Source organism: Nitratidesulfovibrio sp. HK-II, from assembly GCF_003402415.2.
GTDB lineage: Bacteria > Desulfobacterota > Desulfovibrionia > Desulfovibrionales > Desulfovibrionaceae > Cupidesulfovibrio.
Genome location: NZ_AP036014.1, coordinates 204,798 through 222,500 on the forward strand (window position 1 = coordinate 204,798; position 17,703 = coordinate 222,500).

Annotated in this window: 17 protein-coding genes (1 of these 17 cut by a window edge); 12 read left to right on the forward strand and 5 right to left on the reverse strand. The window is 68.9% G+C overall.

The window, feature by feature from the left end; genetic code table 11:
* Positions 1-4 precede the first annotated feature (4 nt).
* The 3 genes from RVX_RS00705 to RVX_RS00715 form a co-directional block, all read right to left on the reverse strand.
* On the reverse strand, positions 5-1,447 hold the full coding sequence (locus RVX_RS00705; RefSeq protein ID WP_116307158.1) for a sensor histidine kinase: 1,443 nt from the start codon (positions 1,445-1,447) through the stop codon (positions 5-7).
* A gap of 3 nt (positions 1,448-1,450) precedes the next feature.
* On the reverse strand, positions 1,451-2,812 hold the full coding sequence (locus tag RVX_RS00710; protein ID WP_116307155.1) for a glucose-6-phosphate isomerase: 1,362 nt from the start codon (positions 2,810-2,812) through the stop codon (positions 1,451-1,453).
* Positions 2,813-3,188: 376 nt separating this feature from the next.
* Positions 3,189-4,361, reverse strand: coding sequence for a pyridoxal phosphate-dependent aminotransferase (locus RVX_RS00715; protein WP_116307151.1), 1,173 nt, complete (start codon positions 4,359-4,361; stop codon positions 3,189-3,191).
* Between the two features lie 398 nt (positions 4,362-4,759).
* On the opposite strand from RVX_RS00715, the gene sfsA reads away from it, so the two are divergent.
* Positions 4,760-5,521, forward strand: coding sequence for a DNA/RNA nuclease SfsA (gene sfsA / locus RVX_RS00720; RefSeq protein ID WP_116307149.1), 762 nt, complete (start codon positions 4,760-4,762; stop codon positions 5,519-5,521).
* A 73-nt stretch (positions 5,522-5,594) separates the two neighbouring features.
* On the opposite strand, the gene RVX_RS00725 is transcribed toward sfsA, so the two are convergent.
* Positions 5,595-5,870 carry a hypothetical protein gene (locus tag RVX_RS00725; RefSeq protein WP_116307147.1) on the reverse strand — a complete coding sequence of 92 codons (276 nt, stop codon included), beginning with the start codon at positions 5,868-5,870 and terminating at the stop codon, positions 5,595-5,597.
* 758 nt (positions 5,871-6,628) lie between these two features.
* Between RVX_RS00725 and era the strand changes: the two genes are divergently transcribed.
* The 10 genes from era to fliQ all read left to right on the forward strand — a co-directional run bounded on the left by era (position 6,629) and on the right by fliQ (position 14,345).
* The gene (era, locus tag RVX_RS00730; protein ID WP_116307145.1) at positions 6,629-7,552 is read left to right on the forward strand and encodes a GTPase Era; all 924 of its coding nucleotides are present in this window, start codon (positions 6,629-6,631) and stop codon (positions 7,550-7,552) included.
* A gap of 165 nt (positions 7,553-7,717) precedes the next feature.
* Positions 7,718-8,530, forward strand: coding sequence for a YggS family pyridoxal phosphate-dependent enzyme (locus RVX_RS00735; RefSeq protein ID WP_116307821.1), 813 nt, complete (start codon positions 7,718-7,720; stop codon positions 8,528-8,530).
* Positions 8,531-8,645: 115 nt separating this feature from the next.
* Positions 8,646-9,404, forward strand: coding sequence for a motility protein A (locus RVX_RS00740; protein ID WP_116307143.1), 759 nt, complete (start codon positions 8,646-8,648; stop codon positions 9,402-9,404).
* 40 nt (positions 9,405-9,444) lie between these two features.
* A complete protein-coding gene (locus RVX_RS00745; protein WP_116307141.1) occupies positions 9,445-10,374 on the forward strand; it encodes a flagellar motor protein MotB in 930 nt (309 codons plus the stop codon).
* A 1-nt stretch (position 10,375) separates the two neighbouring features.
* Entirely contained in the window at positions 10,376-11,296 is a 921-nt protein-coding gene (locus RVX_RS00750; RefSeq protein WP_116307139.1) for an OmpA/MotB family protein, read from the forward strand.
* 80 nt (positions 11,297-11,376) lie between these two features.
* Positions 11,377-11,886, forward strand: a complete 510-nt coding sequence (locus tag RVX_RS00755) for a flagellar basal body-associated FliL family protein (protein ID WP_007525705.1) — start codon at positions 11,377-11,379, stop codon at positions 11,884-11,886.
* A 26-nt stretch (positions 11,887-11,912) separates the two neighbouring features.
* On the forward strand, positions 11,913-12,458 hold the full coding sequence (gene fliN, locus RVX_RS00760; RefSeq protein ID WP_007525707.1) for a flagellar motor switch protein FliN: 546 nt from the start codon (positions 11,913-11,915) through the stop codon (positions 12,456-12,458).
* Positions 12,451-13,128, forward strand: a complete 678-nt coding sequence (gene fliO / locus RVX_RS00765) for a flagellar biosynthetic protein FliO (RefSeq protein WP_116307137.1) — start codon at positions 12,451-12,453, stop codon at positions 13,126-13,128. Before fliN ends, fliO begins: the two co-directional genes overlap by 8 nt.
* 97 nt (positions 13,129-13,225) lie before the next feature.
* Entirely contained in the window at positions 13,226-14,062 is an 837-nt protein-coding gene (gene fliP / locus RVX_RS00770) for a flagellar type III secretion system pore protein FliP (protein ID WP_371682110.1), read from the forward strand.
* Between the two features lie 13 nt (positions 14,063-14,075).
* On the forward strand, positions 14,076-14,345 hold the full coding sequence (gene fliQ, locus RVX_RS00775) for a flagellar biosynthesis protein FliQ (RefSeq protein ID WP_116307135.1): 270 nt from the start codon (positions 14,076-14,078) through the stop codon (positions 14,343-14,345).
* A gap of 124 nt (positions 14,346-14,469) precedes the next feature.
* Here fliQ and RVX_RS00780 read toward each other — a convergent pair whose 3' ends face one another.
* Positions 14,470-15,900 carry a TrmH family RNA methyltransferase gene (locus RVX_RS00780; protein ID WP_172596624.1) on the reverse strand — a complete coding sequence of 477 codons (1,431 nt, stop codon included), beginning with the start codon at positions 15,898-15,900 and terminating at the stop codon, positions 14,470-14,472.
* Between the two features lie 258 nt (positions 15,901-16,158).
* On the opposite strand from RVX_RS00780, the gene RVX_RS00785 reads away from it, so the two are divergent.
* Positions 16,159-17,703: the 5' portion of a LysM peptidoglycan-binding domain-containing protein gene (locus RVX_RS00785; RefSeq protein WP_172596623.1), read on the forward strand. 333 nt of this gene lie beyond the right edge of the window; only the first 1,545 of its 1,878 coding nucleotides appear in the window; it begins with the start codon at positions 16,159-16,161; its stop codon lies off the right edge, out of view.

Sequence of the window (17,703 nt, forward strand, 5' to 3'; positions counted from 1 at the left end):
CCGGCTATTCCGTGCGCAGGGGCAGGCGCACGTACACCACGGCCCCGCCCTCGGGCGCGTTGTCGATGCGCAGGCTGCCGCCGTGGCTGGTGATGATGGAGTTGACGATGGGCAGGCCAAGGCCGGTGCCGTCGTCCTTGGTGGTGAAGAACGGGTCCATCAGTCGTTCGCGGTCGGCCGGGTCGAAGCCGGGGCCGCTGTCGCGGAAGGCGAATTCCGCCTCTTCGCCGTCGCGGCGGGCCGTCACCGTCACCGTGCCGGGGCCGTCCATGGCCTGCAACGCGTTGGTCATGATGTTGTAGAACGCGCGGTACAAGAGGTCCGCGTCGCCGGAAACGGTGATGCCCGGCTCCGCCTCGCGGGCCACTGTAACCTCGCGGCGGGCCAGTTCCCCTTCCAGAAAGCCCAGCACGCGGTCGAGCACCCCGCCGGTTTCCACCGGGTCCTGCCGGGGCTGGCGGGGGCGGGCGTAGTCCAGGAAGTCGTTCACCGTCTGGCTGAGGCGCTTGGCTTCGTCGTAGATGGCCTGCAGGATGCGCGCGGTGACCGGGTCCGAACTGCTGGGGCGTTTCAGCAGCAGTTCCGCGCTGGAGCGGATGATGCCCAGCGGGTTGCGGATCTCGTGGGCGATGCTGGCCACAACCCGGCCCATGCCCGCCAGCTTTTCGTGCTGGTGCAGTTCCCGCTCCAGGCGCTGCTTTTCCTGCATGCGTTCGGCCATCACCCGTTCGGCCCGGCGGATGAACACCAGCAGCATGCCGAACAGCACCAGCGAGGAAAGGCTGGCCGTGCCGATGATCAGCCACTGGAAGGCGATGATGGCCCGGGTGTCGTTGGTGATGTCCTGGGTCATCTCCAGCATGCCCATGATGGGGCCGTCGTCGTCATCGTCGATGCTGCCCAGGCGGCCTTCCACGCGCAGCGGGTAGATGGTGCGCAGTATGAAGCTGCCCGGCTCCAGCCGGGGGGTGAACAGGGCCCGCCAGAACGAGATGTCCGCGTCGATGCTGTAGCTGGGGGTTTCGTCGCGCAGGGCCGCGGCCACGTCGGGCCCGGCCAGGTCGGCCCGGCCCAGGTCCGCGCGGTCGGTGGAATACGACACGATCTTGGAGTGGTCGTAGATGCGTACCCGTGAAACCTGCAACCCGTGGATCACCGACTGCACCAGCTGGTCCAGCCGTTCGTACTGCACGGGCTGGCGCAGGGCGATGCGCCCCGCGGCCATCAGCGTGGGCAGGGTGAAGCGCCGGTAGATCTGGTGGTTCAGGTTTTCGGCCAGCAGCGAGGCGAATTCCTGCTGCTTGCGGAACATGGTGTTGCGCGCCGAATCGGTGATGACCACGGACATCACGATGCTGGACGCCAGGATGAGCACCAGCGACACCCACGACAGGAAGCGGGCGAAGCCGAAGGGCAGCCCCCCCGGCAGTTCGAAGCGACGCGGCACCGGCTAGAACTCCTGCGACTGCCCGGCCCGGCCGAGGAAGGCGGCAAGGTCCGCCTCTTCCGCCGGGTAGCCGGGCGCGCCCAGGCGGGCGTTGGCGAGGCGCTTGCCAAGCTCCACGGCGGGCTGGTCCAGCGGGTTGATGTTCATGAGCCAGCCGGTGAACAGGGTGGTCAGCTCCAGCAGGCCCATCAGGCGGCCCGCGGCGGCCTCGTCCGTGTCGCCCATGCGCAGTTCCACGAGGGGCGTGCCCTGCTTGGCGAGGGCCATGCGGGTTCCCAGGCCCTCGGCGTCCAGCAGTTCGCCGAAGCGGCGGCCCTTCAGGAAGGCCCATTTGTCCGGCAGGTCGTCCGGGAAGGGACGGCCCTGCGGCAGGCCGGGGCTGGTCAGGAACAGGCAGCCCTTGTCGCGCGGCCCGTCCAGAAACATCTGCTGCAGGGAATGCTGGTCGGTCACGCCCACGGCGGGCAGGGGCATGGTGCCCTTGCCTTCCTTGCCCAGGCTTTCGGCCCACAACTGGGCGAACCACGGGCCGAACGGGGCCCACAGCGGCACGTAGCAGAAGAAGATGAGCTGCGAATACCCGGCGTCGGCCAGGGCCATGTTCCACAGGGCCAGCCGCCACGCGGGGTGGCCGGGCAGGGCGTGGGCCGGGTCTGCCACCAGGTCCGCCCCGGCGGCCAGCGCGCCGTCCAGCAGCCCGCGCCAGTTCAGGCCCAGGAATGCGGCGGGCACGAGGCCCACGGCCGAGAGCACGGAATAGCGGCCGCCCAGATGGTCGGGCACGGGCAGCGAGGGCAGGCCCGCGGCGTTCGCTTCCTGCCGCAGGAAGCCGGCCTTCTCGTCGGTGACCACCAGCATGTGCTCGCGCCAGGCGCTGCCCAGGGCGGACTGCAGCCACTGCTTGGCCAGAAAGTATTGCGCCAGGGTCTCGATGGTGCCGCCCGACTTGCTGACGGCCACCACGATGGTCTGTTCCGGCGGCAGGCTGGCGAACCATGCCTCCATGGTGCCCGCGTCCACGTTGTCGGCTATCCACAGCCAGGGGCCGTCGTGGCCGGGCCGGTCCTGCTGCGGAAAGAAGGCCCGTTGCAGCGCCCGCGCGCCCAACGCGGAGCCGCCGATGCCCAGCAGCACCATGTGGCGGTAGCGGGCAAGGGTGGGCTGCAGGGCGGCAAGCCCGGCGACGAGCGCATCGCGGTAGGGCATGTCGATGAACGGCAGGTGCCCGGCGGCCAGTTCCGCCTTCAGGCGGTGGGCCAGCTCGCCCTTGTGCAGGTCGTGCGGAGCGGTGGCGTCGGGGGCAAGGCGGCCCAGCGGCGCGGCGGGCCAGGCGTTGGTCCAGTCGAGGCGGTGGGGCTGGGGCATGGTCATGCTCCTTGCGGGCCGGAGAGAAGGCCCATGGCGTGCGTGCCGGTGGTGCGCGGCGGGGCCGTGCGGGGCGCGACGTGAAATTTCGTGGCGGCCGTGCCGCCGCGCGGGCGGGGCCAGCGAAGCGGCGGCATGCCCCGGCCGGTCGCGTGCGCGAGCCGCGCGGGACATGCCGCCGTCATATCGTACTTTTCAGCGAAGGGCGAGGCCGGTGCGGCGCGCTGGTGCATTCCTGCTCCAGCATTTTCCCAAAGAGGATTTTCGTCCGTTGGCAAGGAAAACGAGCCTGCCATGAGGGAGTATACTCTTATCGTATTCGACCGACATGGCAGGCGAAGTTTGACGAAGCCAACGGGCGAAAAGACCGTTTGGGCTAGCCGAAAAGAACCTTCGCTACCTTGTCCAGCGCAATCATCAGCGTGTCGTCGGACACCGCGTACGAGAAGCGCAGGCAGGCGTCGTCGCCAAAGGCCGCACCCGGCACCAGCGCCACGTTGGCCTGCTCCATGATGTGGGTGCACAGGCTGGCCGAATCGGGCAGGGCCGGGGTGAACAGGGCGCGCATGTCCGCGAACAGGTAGAACGCGCCGTCGGGCTTGGGGCAGACCACGCCCGGCCACGCGGAAACGATGGCGTGGGCCAGGTCGCGCCTGCGGCGGAAGGCCTTCTTCATGTCCTCCACCGCGTCGTAGGGGCCGGTAAGGGCGGCCAGCGCGGCCTTCTGCGCCACCGAGCAGATGTTCGAGGTGGACTGCCCCTGGATCTTGGTCATGGCCTTGATCAGGTCGGGGTGGGCCAGGGTGTAGCCCACGCGCCAGCCGGTCATGGCGAAGGTCTTGGCCAGGCCGTTGACCACGGCCACGTTCTCGGGGTGGCGCGCCCACCAGTCGCACACGCTGACGGCCTCGGCCGGTTCGTACACGAGGCGGTCGTAGATTTCGTCCGAGATCACGAACAGGTCGCGCGCGATGGCCCATTCCATGATGGCGTCGGTTTCCGCGCGGGTGTAGCAGGCCCCCGTGGGGTTGGACGGCGAGTTCAGCAGCAGCACGCGGGTCTTGGGGGTGACGGCGCGGTCGAGCTCTTCGGGCGTGACCTTGAAGCCGCGCTCCGCCGGGGACGCCACGAACACCGGCACGCCGCCCGCCAGTTCCACCAGCGCCGGGTAGCTCACCCAGTACGGGGCGGGCACCAGAACCTCGTCGCCGGGGTTGAGCAGGCACTGGAAAAGATTGTACAATGCCTGTTTGCCGCCGTTGGTGACCACCGTGGCCTCCATGGGGGCATCCACCCCGTAGAAGCGCGCGAAGTAGCCGCACACCGCCTGGCGCAGTTCGGGAATGCCCGGCACCTGCGTGTAGCGGGTGAAGCCTTCGTCGATGGCGGTCTTGGCCGCCTCGCGGACGTGTTCCGGCGTGGGAAAGTCGGGTTCGCCCACGGCAAGGCTGACCACCTGCACGCCCTTGGCCTTGAGTTCCAGCGCCTTGGCGTTGACGGCCAGGGTGGCCGAGGGCTTGATGCGGGTGAGACGGTCGGAGATTCTCATTACGGTGCGTCCTGTTCGCGTGGTATGGTGTGCGAAACCGCCTGGATGCCGAAGACGCAGGGGATGCGGGCAGGGCGGCGGTCGCGCATTTGAGGACTGTTCCGGGCGGGGGCATGGGGGCGCGCGATGCGCCGCTCGGGCGCTCCCGTTCTCGGCGGCTGGTTACCAGCTTACGGGACGACTGTAAATTGCGGAAACATCAAAGCATACCGGCAGGATGCGCGGGGATGCGGGCGTGCCGTGCCGCACGGCGCGCGAACAGCGCCAACCTGCTGTAAGGAAAGACGATGTCAGGGGACGAAACAGGAAGGGGAAGCAGGAAGGGCGCACGGGGAAGCGCCGGGGGATTGGCCGCGCCCCATGTCGGCGGTGGCGGGAGCGGAAAGGGTAGCGGCGCGATGGCCGAGTGCCTGCCGGGCCTGGGCACGGCGGGCTACGGCGCGCCCTTGTTGCCGTTTCCGCCCGGCTGCGTGGTGGGGCGCTTTGTGCGGCGGGTGAAGCGCTTCAGCGTGGAACTGGAACTGGATGGCGAACCCCTGTGGGTGCACAGCAACAATTCCGGGTCCATGCTGGGGCTGATGCGCCCCGGCGCTGCGGTGTTGGCGTCGCCTGCGCCCAACCCCGACCGCAAGCTGAAATACACCCAGGAACTGGTGCGCTGCGACGGCAACGGGCCGCGCGGCTTCTGGGTGGGGGTGAACACTTCGGTCCCCAATCGGCTGCTGGAGGCGGCCTTCCACGCCGGGCGGCTGCCGTGGGCCGCCGGGTACACCACCCTGCGCCGCGAGGCCAGGCGCGGCGAAAGCAGGCTGGACGCCCGGCTGGACGGCCCCGGCCTGCCCACCCTGTGGGTGGAGTGCAAGAACGTGACCCTGGTGGAGGACGACGTGGCCGCCTTTCCCGATGCCGCCACCGAGCGCGGGGCCAAGCACCTGCGTGAGATGATGGACATCGTGGCGCGCGGCGAACGCGCCGCCGGGTTCTACCTCATCCAGCGGCCCGACGGCCATTGCTTCGGCCCGGCGGACTACATCGACCCGGCCTATGCCGCACTGTTCCACGAGGCCCGCGCGGCGGGCGTGGAAATTCACCCCCACCGCGCCCTTGTGGGCATGGCGGGGGTGGACATTGGGGACGAGGTGGCGGTGGTGGGGGAATAGGGGACAGGCTCACGGTCTGTCCGGTGCGGCGGGGCTTCCGTGCGGCGGGAAAAGGCCGGAGCCGGGCGTAAACTCAGGCTGATTCCCCGGCCTGCGAATTTTGCCCTTTTTGCAGCCGCTCCAGCGCGGCCTGCTTGCGGGCCTCCCATACCTTCAGGCCCACGCGGCGGCCAAGGTCGGCCTGGCGGGCGCGCAGCAGCGCCTCCGCCGCCTCGCGTTCGCCCTGCTGGTTGAGCATGGCGACCGATTCCAGGTCGCGCAGGTACTTCTCGCATTCGGCGATGATGCCGGACAGGTCGATGGCCGAAAGTTCTTCCGGCACGCGGACCGATTTGACCTTGCGGGGCATGGCGTTCTCCGTGGGGGCGCGAGTGGGCGCGGGGCGCGCGGGCGCTGGCGGCGGGGCGATGGGCGATCCGTCGCGGCGCTTGCCGAAGGCTTGCCGGAACGTGGACGCAGGGTGGCCGAAACACGTTCCGTCGTGCGGTCAGTAATACAGATGGTATCCGGAACGTCAACGGTCTATCGGGGCTGGATTTCCGGTTTTTTCGGGGGGCGCGTCCCACTGCGGGGCGAATGGGGCGGCGCGAGGGCGTCCGGCTTCCCCTTCCTGTCCCACCCGGCCGCCGGGCCTGCCCGAAGCCTGCCGGGTGCGGTGCATCGGGCGAGCGCGGCGGCGCGTCAGACCTCCCAGGCCGCCCGCGCGTCTTGACGGGCCACGCCCGGCCGCGTATGGGGCCTGTTCCGCCATGCCCGGCGAAAATTCCGGCGCAGGCCAGATGCACGGCCCGGTGCAATCCGGACGCGGGCGGCGCCCCGCATCCCCACATCCTTATTGTACGCGCCCTGCCCGGCCCGCGTCAGGTCCCGCCCCGGCCAGCCCGGCCGACTGGGCCAACCGGGCCAATTGGACCTGAATCGGCGCAGTCCAGACGCACTCCGGCCCGCAGTCCGGGCCATTCCTGGGCCGCGCGTCCTGTGGGACGTGCATTCGCGCCGCCGCTTCCCGCACGTCCGCTATATTTTCGCGCCGTTCCTTGACGCACGGCGCGCGCTGTGGAACATGCGGCGAAGAAAACGACCTTTTTTCCGCAAGGAGCATATATAATGACCAAGACCGAACACCGCTGCGGCTGGGTTGCCCTGCTGGGGCCGCCCAACGCGGGCAAGTCCACGCTGCTCAACTCGGCGCTGGGCCACAAGGTGGCCATCGTCACCCCGCGCGCCCAGACCACCCGCAACCAGATCGTGGGCATCCTGTCCGAGCCGGACGCGCAGGTCATCTTCATGGATACCCCCGGCATCCACCAGCAGCGCGGCCGCATGAACAAGATGCTGCTGCAGACGGCGTGGCATTCCATGCACAGCGCCGACGTGATCCTGGTCATGCTGGACGCGGACCTGTACATCAAGAAGCCGGACTTCCTCGAAAACGACGTGAAGCCGCTGATGGACGCCGTGGCATCGGAAGACCGCCCGGTGATCGTGGCCGTGAACAAGGTGGACCTGTTCCGCGACAAGTCCAAGATGCTGCCCCTGTTCATCGACCTGCAGAAGATGTGGCCCAAGGCAGAGGTGTTCCCCGTCTCGGCACTGACGCGCGACGGCCTGCCGGAACTGGTCAAGCTGCTGAAGTCCAAACTGCCCGTGGCCCCGGCCCTGTACCCCGAGGACCAGCTTTCCACCCTGCCGGTGCGCTTCATGGCGGCGGAAATCGTGCGCGAAAAGCTGTTCCTGGCCCTGCGCCAGGAACTGCCCTATTCCGTGGCCGTGGAGATAGAGAAGTGGGACGAGGAGGAAGGGCGCGACCTTACCACCATCCACGCGGTCATCTACGTGGGGCGGCCGTCGCACAAGTCCATGGTCATCGGCAAGGCCGGGGCCACCATCAAGGACATCGGCACCAAGGCCCGCGCCGACATCCAGACCCTGCTGGAGCAGAAGGTGCATCTTGAACTGTGGGTCAAGGTGCGCGAAGGTTGGACCGAGGACGTGGGCTTTCTGCGTTCGCTGGGTCTGGCCGACGAATAGATTGATGCCTGTCATTGAATGACCGGCCGCTGGCGGGCGCATGACCGCCGCCAAACCCCGGTGTTGTTGCACGCCGCCCGTCCGCCGTCAGTGAGAGGCGCGGCGCGCGGCGTGCGCGCATTTTCGCCCCGTTTTTCGTATCGCCAAGGATTTGGGATGATCGCCATGCCGCACGATATTGCAACCGCTTCCGCCTTTCTGCCGCCCGATGACGCGCGCGCCCTGCTGGACCGCCGGGCCGCCGTGCGCGCCCGCGTGGACGCCGCCGCCCGCGCCGCCGGGCGCGACCCGGCCGGAATTATCCTGGTCGCGGTGTCCAAATATCACCCCGCCGCGTCCGTGGCCGCGCTGGTCGCCGCCGGGCAGCGTGATTTCGGCGAGAATTATGTGCAGGAAGCACTACGGAAACAGGCCGAAGTTGCCGATATGACCGGCAAGGCCCCAAGCGTTGTCTTTTCGCCCGAACAGGGCGACGGCCCGCGCTGGCACTTCATCGGGCACCTGCAAAGCAACAAGGCCAAGGACGTTGTGGGGCGCTTCGCGCTCATCCATACCGTGGACTCGGATGCCCTGGCCCGCAAGCTGGACCAGCGCTTGGCCGGCATGCCCGCGCAGGGCGCGGACGGCGCGCCGCCGGTACAGGACATCCTGCTGCAGGTGAACATCGGCGACGAGGCGCAGAAGTCGGGGGTGGACCCGGACGACCTGCCCGCCCTGGCCGAGGCCGTGCTGGCCCTGCCGCGCCTGCGCCTGCTGGGGCTGATGTGCATGCCGCCGATTTTCGACGACGGCGAGGCCTCGCGCCCGTACTTTGCCCGGCTGCGCGAACTGCGCGACGCGCTGGCCGCCCGCGTGGGCCTGCCCCTGCCGCACCTTTCCATGGGCATGTCGCACGACGCGGAAGTGGCCGTGGCCGAAGGGGCCACCATCGTGCGGGTGGGGACGGATATTTTCGGCCGCCGTCCGGTACGAGCGTAAGCCCCGGAGGCCGGACCCGGCGCTCCCGCCGGGGAAGTGACGCCGGTCCGCCCGGCACGCAGGGATAGCACGGGATACACGCACCAACCGCCCGCGCGACGGCGAGAGGTACCGCATGGATCTGGCAACCGTACTCGGCATCCTCATCTCGTTCGGGCTCATCGGCACGGCGCTGGCCATGGGCGGCAACCCGCTGTTCTTCGTGGATGCGGCGGCCCTGCTCATCGTGCTGGGCGGCACCCTGGGGGCCGCGCTGGTGCACTACCCGCTGCCCGTGGCGGTGCGCGTGCTGTCCATCACCCGCAAGGCCTTCTCCACCCACCTGCTGCGCACCGACCTGGTCATCGACCAGTTCATGGAATTCGCCCACCGCGCCCGGCGCGAGGGGCTGCTGTCGCTGGAGCATGCCGTGCACGGGCTGGACGACCCATTCCTGCGCAAGGGGTTGCAACTGACCATCGACGGCCTGGAGCCGGAGGCCATCCGCGAGATCATGGAAAGCGAGATCGCCGCGCTGGAGACGCGCCATTCCATGGGCGTGGACATCTTCAACGCGCTGGCCTCGTACGCCCCGGCGCTGGGGCTGGTGGGCACGCTCATCGGCCTGGTGCAGATGCTGCGCTCCATGAACGACCCCTCGGCCATCGGCCCGGCCATGGCCGTGGCGCTCATCACCACCTTCTACGGGGTGGTGCTGGCCAACCTGGTCTTCCTGCCGCTGGCGGGCAAGCTGCGCCACCGCAGCAAGGAAGAGGTGCAGATGATGGAGATGCAGTTGGAAGGCATACTGGCCATCGCCAGGGGCGAGAACCCGCGCATCATCCTGGAAAAGCTGACCAGTTACCAGCCGCCGCGCGAGCGGCGCACCGGCTAGGCCCCCGGTCGACCCCATCCCCCCACACGGAGCACGGACCATGGCGCGCGACAGGCGGAAACCCCAGCCCGCGGGCATCACCCAGCCGCCGTGGCTCATCACGTACTCCGACCTGATGACCCTGCTGCTGACGTTCTTCGTGCTGCTGGTGGCCATTTCGGTCATCGACGAGCGCCGCCGCGTCATGGCCGTGGGCTCCGTGGCGGGCAGCTTCGGGCAGGAGCAGGGCACGGCCACCCTGCGCGAACCGGCCGACGGACGCCCCGTGCCGGGCATTGCCCCGGTGGGCGACGCGCCCCCGCGCGGCCGCGACCTGACCCCCCTGCGCGAAATGCTGTGGGAAGACGCGGAGCGGGACATCAACTACCAGGAAAACGGCTACATCCAGATTTTCTCCATCAACGACGAGGTGCTCTTTCGCACCGGCTCGGCCGAGCTTTCCGAACGCGGCGCGGCCCTGCTGGCGCGGGTGGCTCCGGTGCTGCGCGGGGTGGAGCACCCGGTGCTCATCGCCGGGCATGCCTCGCCTGCCCGCGACGAGGAAGGCATCCTGTTCCGGCTGCGGGGTGACGACCGGGCCCTGCCCTCGCCGTGGCGGCTTTCGCTGGGGCGGGCCACGGCGGTGTACCGCAAGCTGGCCGACCTTGGCGTGCCGCGCGGCCGCATGCTCATGGAGGCCCACGGCGACACGCGGCCCCGCTTCGACAACCTCACCCCGGACGGGCGGCGCGCCAACCGGCGGGTGGAGATCGTGCTCGACCGGCGTAACGCCGAATGGGCCCGCCGCATGGAAGCCCTGAAGGATGGCGCGCCCGTGCGCGAGACCTTCCAGTACAAGGGGTTCCGGTTCGATTTCGTGCTGCCGGAAGGCGCGGGCGGCGGTGCGCCCGCCACGCCCGCCGTACCGGCCACGCCCGGCTCTGGTTCCGGTCCCGGCCCCGCAGCCAGCCAGGACGAAGGGGGGCGCTGACATGTTTTCCCGGCATGCGCCGCCCGTCTCGCCCGTCTCGCCCGCCCGGCCCGGCCGGCCCGCCCAGCCCGGCGGACACGGCCCCCAAGCCCGCCAGCGCCGCGAGAAGGCAGAGGACAAGCCCCGCCAGCCGTGGCTGCTGACCTATTCCGATCTGGTCACCCTGTTGCTGACGTTTTTCGTGCTGCTGTTGTCCATGTCGTCCATGAACCGGGTGACGCTGTCGCGCATCAGCACCCATTTCGGAGAGCAGGGCGAGGTGCGCGCGGGCGTCACCGGCACGGTGCCGGAACGCATCCGGCTGCTGGAACCGTTGCTGGCGCGGCCCGCGCAGGTGTACGCCCACCAGCGCGAAATCAAGGAGCTGCTGTTCCCCGGCGCCGAGTTGCCCCCCGGCATCGACAGAAGTATGCTGGACAAGAACCTGCGGATACTGGAACATCCCGAAGGCGTCGTGCTGGCGCTGACGGACGACCTGCTGTTCGCCCCGGGCCAGTGGCAATTGCGCGAGGTGTCCCGCCCGCTGCTGGCCTTGCTGGCCGAGGTGCTGGAATACATCACCGCCGACGTGGCCCTTTCCGGGCACAGCGACCCCCGCGCGGAGGGCGCGCCCGCAGGGCAGGCAGACGACGCGGCCGGGTACGAACTGGCCGGGCGGCGCGCTTTGACGGTTTTGGAATATTTTGTGCAAAGAAAACTTGACCCGGCCCGGTTTTCCGTCGCGGGGTATGGCCCGGACCGTCCGTCGCTGTCGGGCGCGGCCCGTGCGCCCGCTGTGGCCGATACGGCCGAGGCGACCGAGGCGACTGGTTCGACTGGCGCGGCTGCCGCAGACACTGCGGACGGCGATGGCGGCAATGACCGCAACCGCCGGGTGGAGATTCTGGTGAAGACCACGCCGAGGCTCGGCGGGTACCCGTAACGGCCGCGCCACGCGGGCCGTGGCGGATGCCGCGCCCGGTCGGAGCGTTCAACGTCTAGCTGTTTCAAGGAGCGTGACCCGTGGCGGAAGAAGCCGCACCTCCGAAAAAGTCCGGCAAGCTGAAGTGGGTCATCCTCGTCCTGCTGCTGTTCGTGCTCATTGGCGCGGGCGGCGGGGCGTACTGGTGGTTCATGCTGCGGCCCGCCGCCCAGGGCGCGGAGGGCGCGCCGGAACCGGCCAAGACCGAGGGCAAGGCCGACGCCAAGGGCGGCGAGGCCCCGGCCCGCAACGCCAAGGTGGCCAAGCTGCCGACGTTCCTGGTGAATCTGGCCGACCCCACGGGCCGCCGCTACCTCAAGCTGACCATGGAGGTGGAGGTGGGCTCCGACGCCACGGTCAAGGAACTGGAAGGGCAGTCGGCCAAGGTGCGCGATGCGGTCATCCTGCTGCTGTCCAGCAAGTCGTACGCGGACCTCGCCCCCATCGAAAGCAAGTTGCAGCTCAAGAATGAAGTGGCCGACAGGCTGAACCAGATTTTGGGCGGCCCCAAGGTGCTGCGGGTGTACATCACCGAAATGGTCATCCAGTAAGCGCCCGGCGCGCAAGAGGAATACCCATGAGTGACGGCAAGGATGTCGATCAGGATCTGCTGGCGGCCCAGTGGGCTGCCGCGCTGGAAGACGAGGACGAGGGCGGCGACGCGCCCGCTGCTCCTGCCGCCGGAGCGGGCGGGGGCGAGGACGATGCCCGCCTGGCCGAGGAATGGGCCAAGGCCCTGGCCAGCGAAGAGCAGACCCAGTTGAAAAAGGAAAAGGAGCAGGGCTTCTTCGCGTCCGCCGCGCGCGAGGCCAAGTTCAAGGATTTGACGGAAGAGGCCAAGTCGCCCCGGCCCGACAGCGGTCGGCGCGAACTGGACTTCATCCTGGACATTCCGCTGGACGTCTCGGCGGAACTGGGCCGCACCCGCCTGCTGATCAACGAACTGCTCCAGCTGGGCCAGGGCTCGGTCGTCGAACTGAACAAGCTGGCTGGCGAACCGCTGGAAGTGTACGTCAACGGAAAGCTGGTGGCGCGCGGCGAGGCCGTGGTCATCAACGAGAAGTTCGGCGTGCGCCTTACCGACATCATCAGCCCCATCGAACGGGTGAAGCAGCTTGGATAACGCCACCGTCTCCGCCGTGGGCGCCGCCGCCGACATGGCCGCGCAGGCCCCCTCGCAGGCGGAAAGCGCGGTGCGCGCCGCCATCTCCGCCAACGCCACTCTGGGCGACGCGGCCCAGGCCCTGCCCCAAGCCCTGCCGCAGGCCGCCGAACACGTGGCGGGCCGGGCGGCGGACGCCGTGAACGCCACCATCGCCCACGCCAACGCCACCGTGGGGCTGGGCGCGGCCGACGGCCTTGCGGCCGCCAGCGTGCCCGCCTTTTCGTGGAGCGGGTACATTCAGGCCGTGGGCGTGCTGTTCCTGCTGGTGGGCCTGCTGTGGCTGGCCCTGTGGGCCGTGCGCCGCCACGGCGGGTTGTTCCGCGCCGTGCCCGGCGCGGGAGGCTTCTCGCGCGACGACCTGCGCCTGGAGGCGCAGTTGCCCATCGGGCCGCGCAAGGGGCTCATGGTGGTACGCTTCTTGAACAAGCGATTGCTGCTGGGCGTCACCGACCAGCAGATAACGCTACTCACGGAGCAGTACCTTGACCACGAGCATGGCAGCGACGACGCAACCCCCCTTTCCGGCCAGCCCGGCGATGCGGCGGAACAGCCCGGCGGGCGTGCCTCCGGCGGATTCTCCGCGGTGCTGGGGCGCACCCTCGGCAAGGGGCGACCTTCCGGCAGTTGACGCTGCCGCCGTCATTTCCGCCCCTGCATCGCACGATGGGGGCGTCACCGGCCTGACGGGCACCCGCCCGCTTGCCCCGGCCCCCTGCGACCGCCCCGTGGGACAGGCGGCCCTGCCCGTTGCCCCCTGCCTGCCCGGTGTCACCCGCCGCTCCGCCGTTACCCGCGTCCTTTCCCTGGCCTTCGCGCTGCTGGCGCCTTTGTCCCTGCTGTCGCTGTTGTCCGGGGGCCTGGCCCATGCCGCGCAGGACCTGGTCATGCCCACCATGCAGCTCACCCTGGGCGCGGGGCAGACCGAGCCGGAAAAGGTCTCGCTGCTGCTCGAAATCCTGTTCATGCTCACGGTGCTTTCGCTGGCCCCGGCCATCATGCTTACCGTGACCAGCTTCACCCGCATCATCATCGTGTTCCACTTCATCCGCCAGGCGCTGGGCGTGCAGCAACTGCCGCCTTCGCAGGTGCTGGCCAGCCTTGCCATTTTCATGACGGTGGTGATCATGATGCCCGTGGGCAAGCAGATCAACGACACCGCCCTGCAACCCTACCTCGAGGAGCGCATCGGCTTCAACGAGGCGCTGGACAAGGCTCAGGCTCCGTTGCGCTCGTTCATGTTCAAGCACACCCGCGAGAAGGATCTGTCGATCTTCTACTCCATCACCAAGATGGAACAGCCGCGCAGCAAGGAAGAGGTGCCCACGGTGATGCTGGCCGCCGCCTACGTCATCAGCGAGCTGAAGACCGGCTTCACCATCGGCTTTCTCATCTACATTCCGTTTCTGGTTCTGGACATGGTGGTGTCCAGCATCCTGCTGGCCATGGGCATGATGATGCTGCCGCCCATGATGGTCTCCATGCCCTTCAAGCTGCTGCTCTTCGTCATGGTGGACGGGTGGGCGCTGCTGGTGGGGTCGTTGGTCAACAGTTTCGCGGTCTGAAGAGGTAGGTCACATGACGCCGGAAATGGTCATTGCCTTCGCGCGCCAGTCCATCGAGGTCGCCCTGCTCATCTCCCTGCCCATGCTGGGCGTGGGGCTGGTGGTGGGCGTGGTGGTCAGCATCATCCAGGCCGCCACCCAGATCCAGGAGATGACGCTGTCGTTCATCCCCAAGATCGTCTCCATCTTTCTCGCGCTGCTCATCTCGTTTCCGTGGATCATGGACAAGATGATTACCTACACGCGCGAAGTCTTTCTGAATATTCCAAACTACATCAGGTAGTTTTGGCCGCATTGCCGCGCGGCGGTCGTCGGGCGCGGAAAGGCCCCCGCCTTCCATCGGAAGGTCGGGGGCCTTTGTGTCGTCGCGGGGGGGTGTGGAGTGGCTGACAGCGGGCCTGGCCCGGCTATCCCTTGTGGCGGCGCGCCGCGAAGCAGCCCACCAGGATGGCCCCGGCCTGCGCCACGTTCAGCGAATCGAAGTCGCGGGCCATGGGGATGGTCAGGGTGAAGTGGCAGCGTTTGGCCACGTTGGGGCGGATGCCGGTGTCCTCGTTGCCCAGCACCAGCACGGCCGGGGTGCGCAGCGGTTCGGTGAGGGGGTTGAGGGGCGCCGTGCCGGGCTTGCCGTCGCCGTCCGTAGTGGCCCCACCCGCCGCATAAATGGTGTAGCCCGCCTCGTCGGCCTCATCCAGGGCGCGGGCAAGGTTGGTCACCTTGGCCACGGGCAGCTTTTCCAGCGCCCCGGCTGCGGCGCGGGCGGCGGCCCCGCCCAGCGCGGCCCCGCCGTGCCGCACCACCACCAGTCCTGCTGCGCCCATGGCGTACAGGGTGCGGGCCAGGGTGCCCACGTTGCCGGGGTCCTGCACCTGGTCCAGGGCCACGATGAGCGGCAGCGGCGCATCCGGCGCGTCGCGCAGGATGTCGCCAAGTTCGGCGAACCCGGCGTCGAACACCCGCGCGATGACCCCCTGATGGGAAGGGGATGCAAGGTGCGCCGGACGAGAATCGCGCGGGGCGCGTGCTTCGTCCGCGTCGTTTCCTTCCAGGATGTCCCAGGCTTCGTCGTCATCGGCGAAAAGGTCGTCGTCGGTCTGGCGTTCGGCCATGTCCGGTTCGGCAATGGATTCGGCGGGCTGGGCGGTGGTTTGTCCGGCCTGCCCTATGGCCTGGCCGGACGCGAACAGCCGGTCCAGGGCGTGCGGTTCGGCAAAGATGAAGCGCACCCGCGCCTCGCGGCACAGTTCCACGATGCGGTCCACCTCGCGCCCGCGCTTGCCCTTGCGGATGAACACCGCCTCCACGCGGCTGGGGTCTGCTTCCAGCAGTTCCAGCACCGGCTTCACGCCGGGCAGGATGGAGCACGGGGATTCGGGGGCGTCGAATGCCGCCTCGGGCCGGGCATCGGCGGTCCTGTCCCGGAACGGTGTGCGGCCGGGCCTGTCGGGTCTGTCGGGCCTGGCCTGGCGGTCGGGCCGTCCGCGCCCGTCCTGTCGCCCTTCTTGCCGCCCTTCTTGCCGCCGGTCCTGTCGCCCATCGGGGCGTTCGCCCCGGCGTTTTTCGCCCGGCCCGCCGCTACGCCTTTCGGGGCGGCCGCCCCTGCGGTCGTCGGGGCGGGAATCCTGGCGTTCGCCTGTCCTGCCGCCCTTGCCGGTTCCCGGACCGCCCGAGCGGCCACGGGGGCCCTCGTCGCGTCCGGCAGAAGGCCCGGCGGGCCGCCCGCCCTTGCGGTTGCTGGTCCCGGAGCGGGGACGGTCGTTGCGTGTATCGTCGTCGCGGGCATCGCGCCGCGCGTCATCGCGCGCGACGGTGCCCCAGATGGGGTGCTTCTTCGGCATGGTTCGCTTTCGCCCGGACGGGCGCAGGTAGACGGGTTGCGTTTGATGGGCGGCATGAGGTAGGGTCAGAATGCCGTTCACATCGCAGGTACCCTTGAACGTGTTTCCGTGCAAGTGGCCCTGGGGTTGCGCCCGGCCCGGCTCCGATGAGGAACGCCCCGGCGCTTCACGACCCTTCGGGTCTGACGGCAGACGAACCGACACTCGCTCCTCCTTCGCGGCCCTTTTCCCGCCGCACCCAACACATCCGGAACATCCATGCAGCGAACCAGACTCCTGTCCTCCGCTCTGTACGCGCGTCGTGCCGCCCGGCACGTGCTTGTGCTTGCGGCGGTGGTGTTGTTGGCCGCAGGCTGCGCGCCCAAGAAGCATCTGCCTCCCACGTTGCCCGCCGAATCCTGCCCGGTGCCGCCCACCGCCACCGCCCCCGCCGCCGAACCCGAAGAAGTGGTGGAACTGCCCATCCCCCCCGCCGACGACGGCGTGCCCCTTACTCCGCAGGAATGGGCGGCCCTCAATTCCACCGGCGAACTGGACAAGGACCTCACCCCAGAGGCCCGGCGCGACGTGGAACTGCATTTCAAATTCTTCACCCATCGGGCCCGCGCCACGTTCGAGCGCTACCTGAAGCGCTCGCAGCTCTACCTGCCCCACATCCGCGAGGTGTTCCGGCAGCAGGGCATCCCCGAAGAGGTGGCCTATCTCGCCATCGTCGAAAGCGGGTTCAACCCCAACGCCGTGTCCACCTCGGGCGCGGTGGGCGTGTGGCAGTTCATGCCGTACACGGGCATCCGCTACGGGCTGTCGTACAGTTGGTGGGTGGACGAGCGGCGCGACCCGTACAAGGCTACCCGCGCCGCAGCCGACTATCTGCAGAAGCTGTACGGCGACTTCGGCGACTGGCATCTGGCCCTGGCCGCCTACAACGCGGGCGAAGGCAAGATTTCGCGCGCGTTGGAAGGCACGGGGGCGGACAGCTTCTTCGATCTGCGCACCAAGAACCACATGCTCGACGGCAAGGCCCAGCTCAAGGACGAGACGCGGCAGTACGTGCCCAAGTTCATCGCCGTCTGCAAGATCATGCGCAACCTCGAATCGTTGGGCTTCACTAGGCCGGATTACAGCTGCCCGCCCAGGTTCGAGCCCCTGCGCGTGAAGCCCGGCACCGACCTGATGGCCCTGGCCCAGGCCATGGGCCAGAACTGGAACGACTTTTCGGCCAACAACCCGGCCTTCCGCCGCTACATCTCTCCGCCCGACGCCCACGCCACCGTCTACGTGCCGCCCATGCACCTGGAGGCGGCCACCGCCCATCTCGCCAAGCCGCAGCAGCGCAGCTACGCGGGCTGGCGGGTGTACAAGGTGCGCCAGGGCGATACCCTGGACCGCATCGGCAAGCGCTGCGGCGTGCCCGTTTCGGTGCTGAAGCGGGTCAACAAGGGCAGCGGCAAGCTGAAGGTGGGGCAGGAGCTGATGATCCCCGGCGGGGGGGATGCCTCCGACTTCACCGCGCAGGCCGACCCGCCGTCTTCCAGGGCTTCGGCCCCGGCCAAAGCGGCCAAGGGCGGCCCGGATGCCGAATCCAGGGCGGACAAGGGCAGCGCCACGCGCACCCGCGACATCGCCGAGCGCCGCGCCACCTACATCGTCAAGCAGGGCGACACCCTGTACGGCATTGCCAGGGCCCAGGGCAGCAGCGTGGAAACCCTGCAGAAGGCCAACGGCCTGAACGGCACCAGTCTGCAACTGGGGCAGAAGCTGTACATCCCCGACGCCGGGGCAGAGGCCACGGCCGTCGCCCGG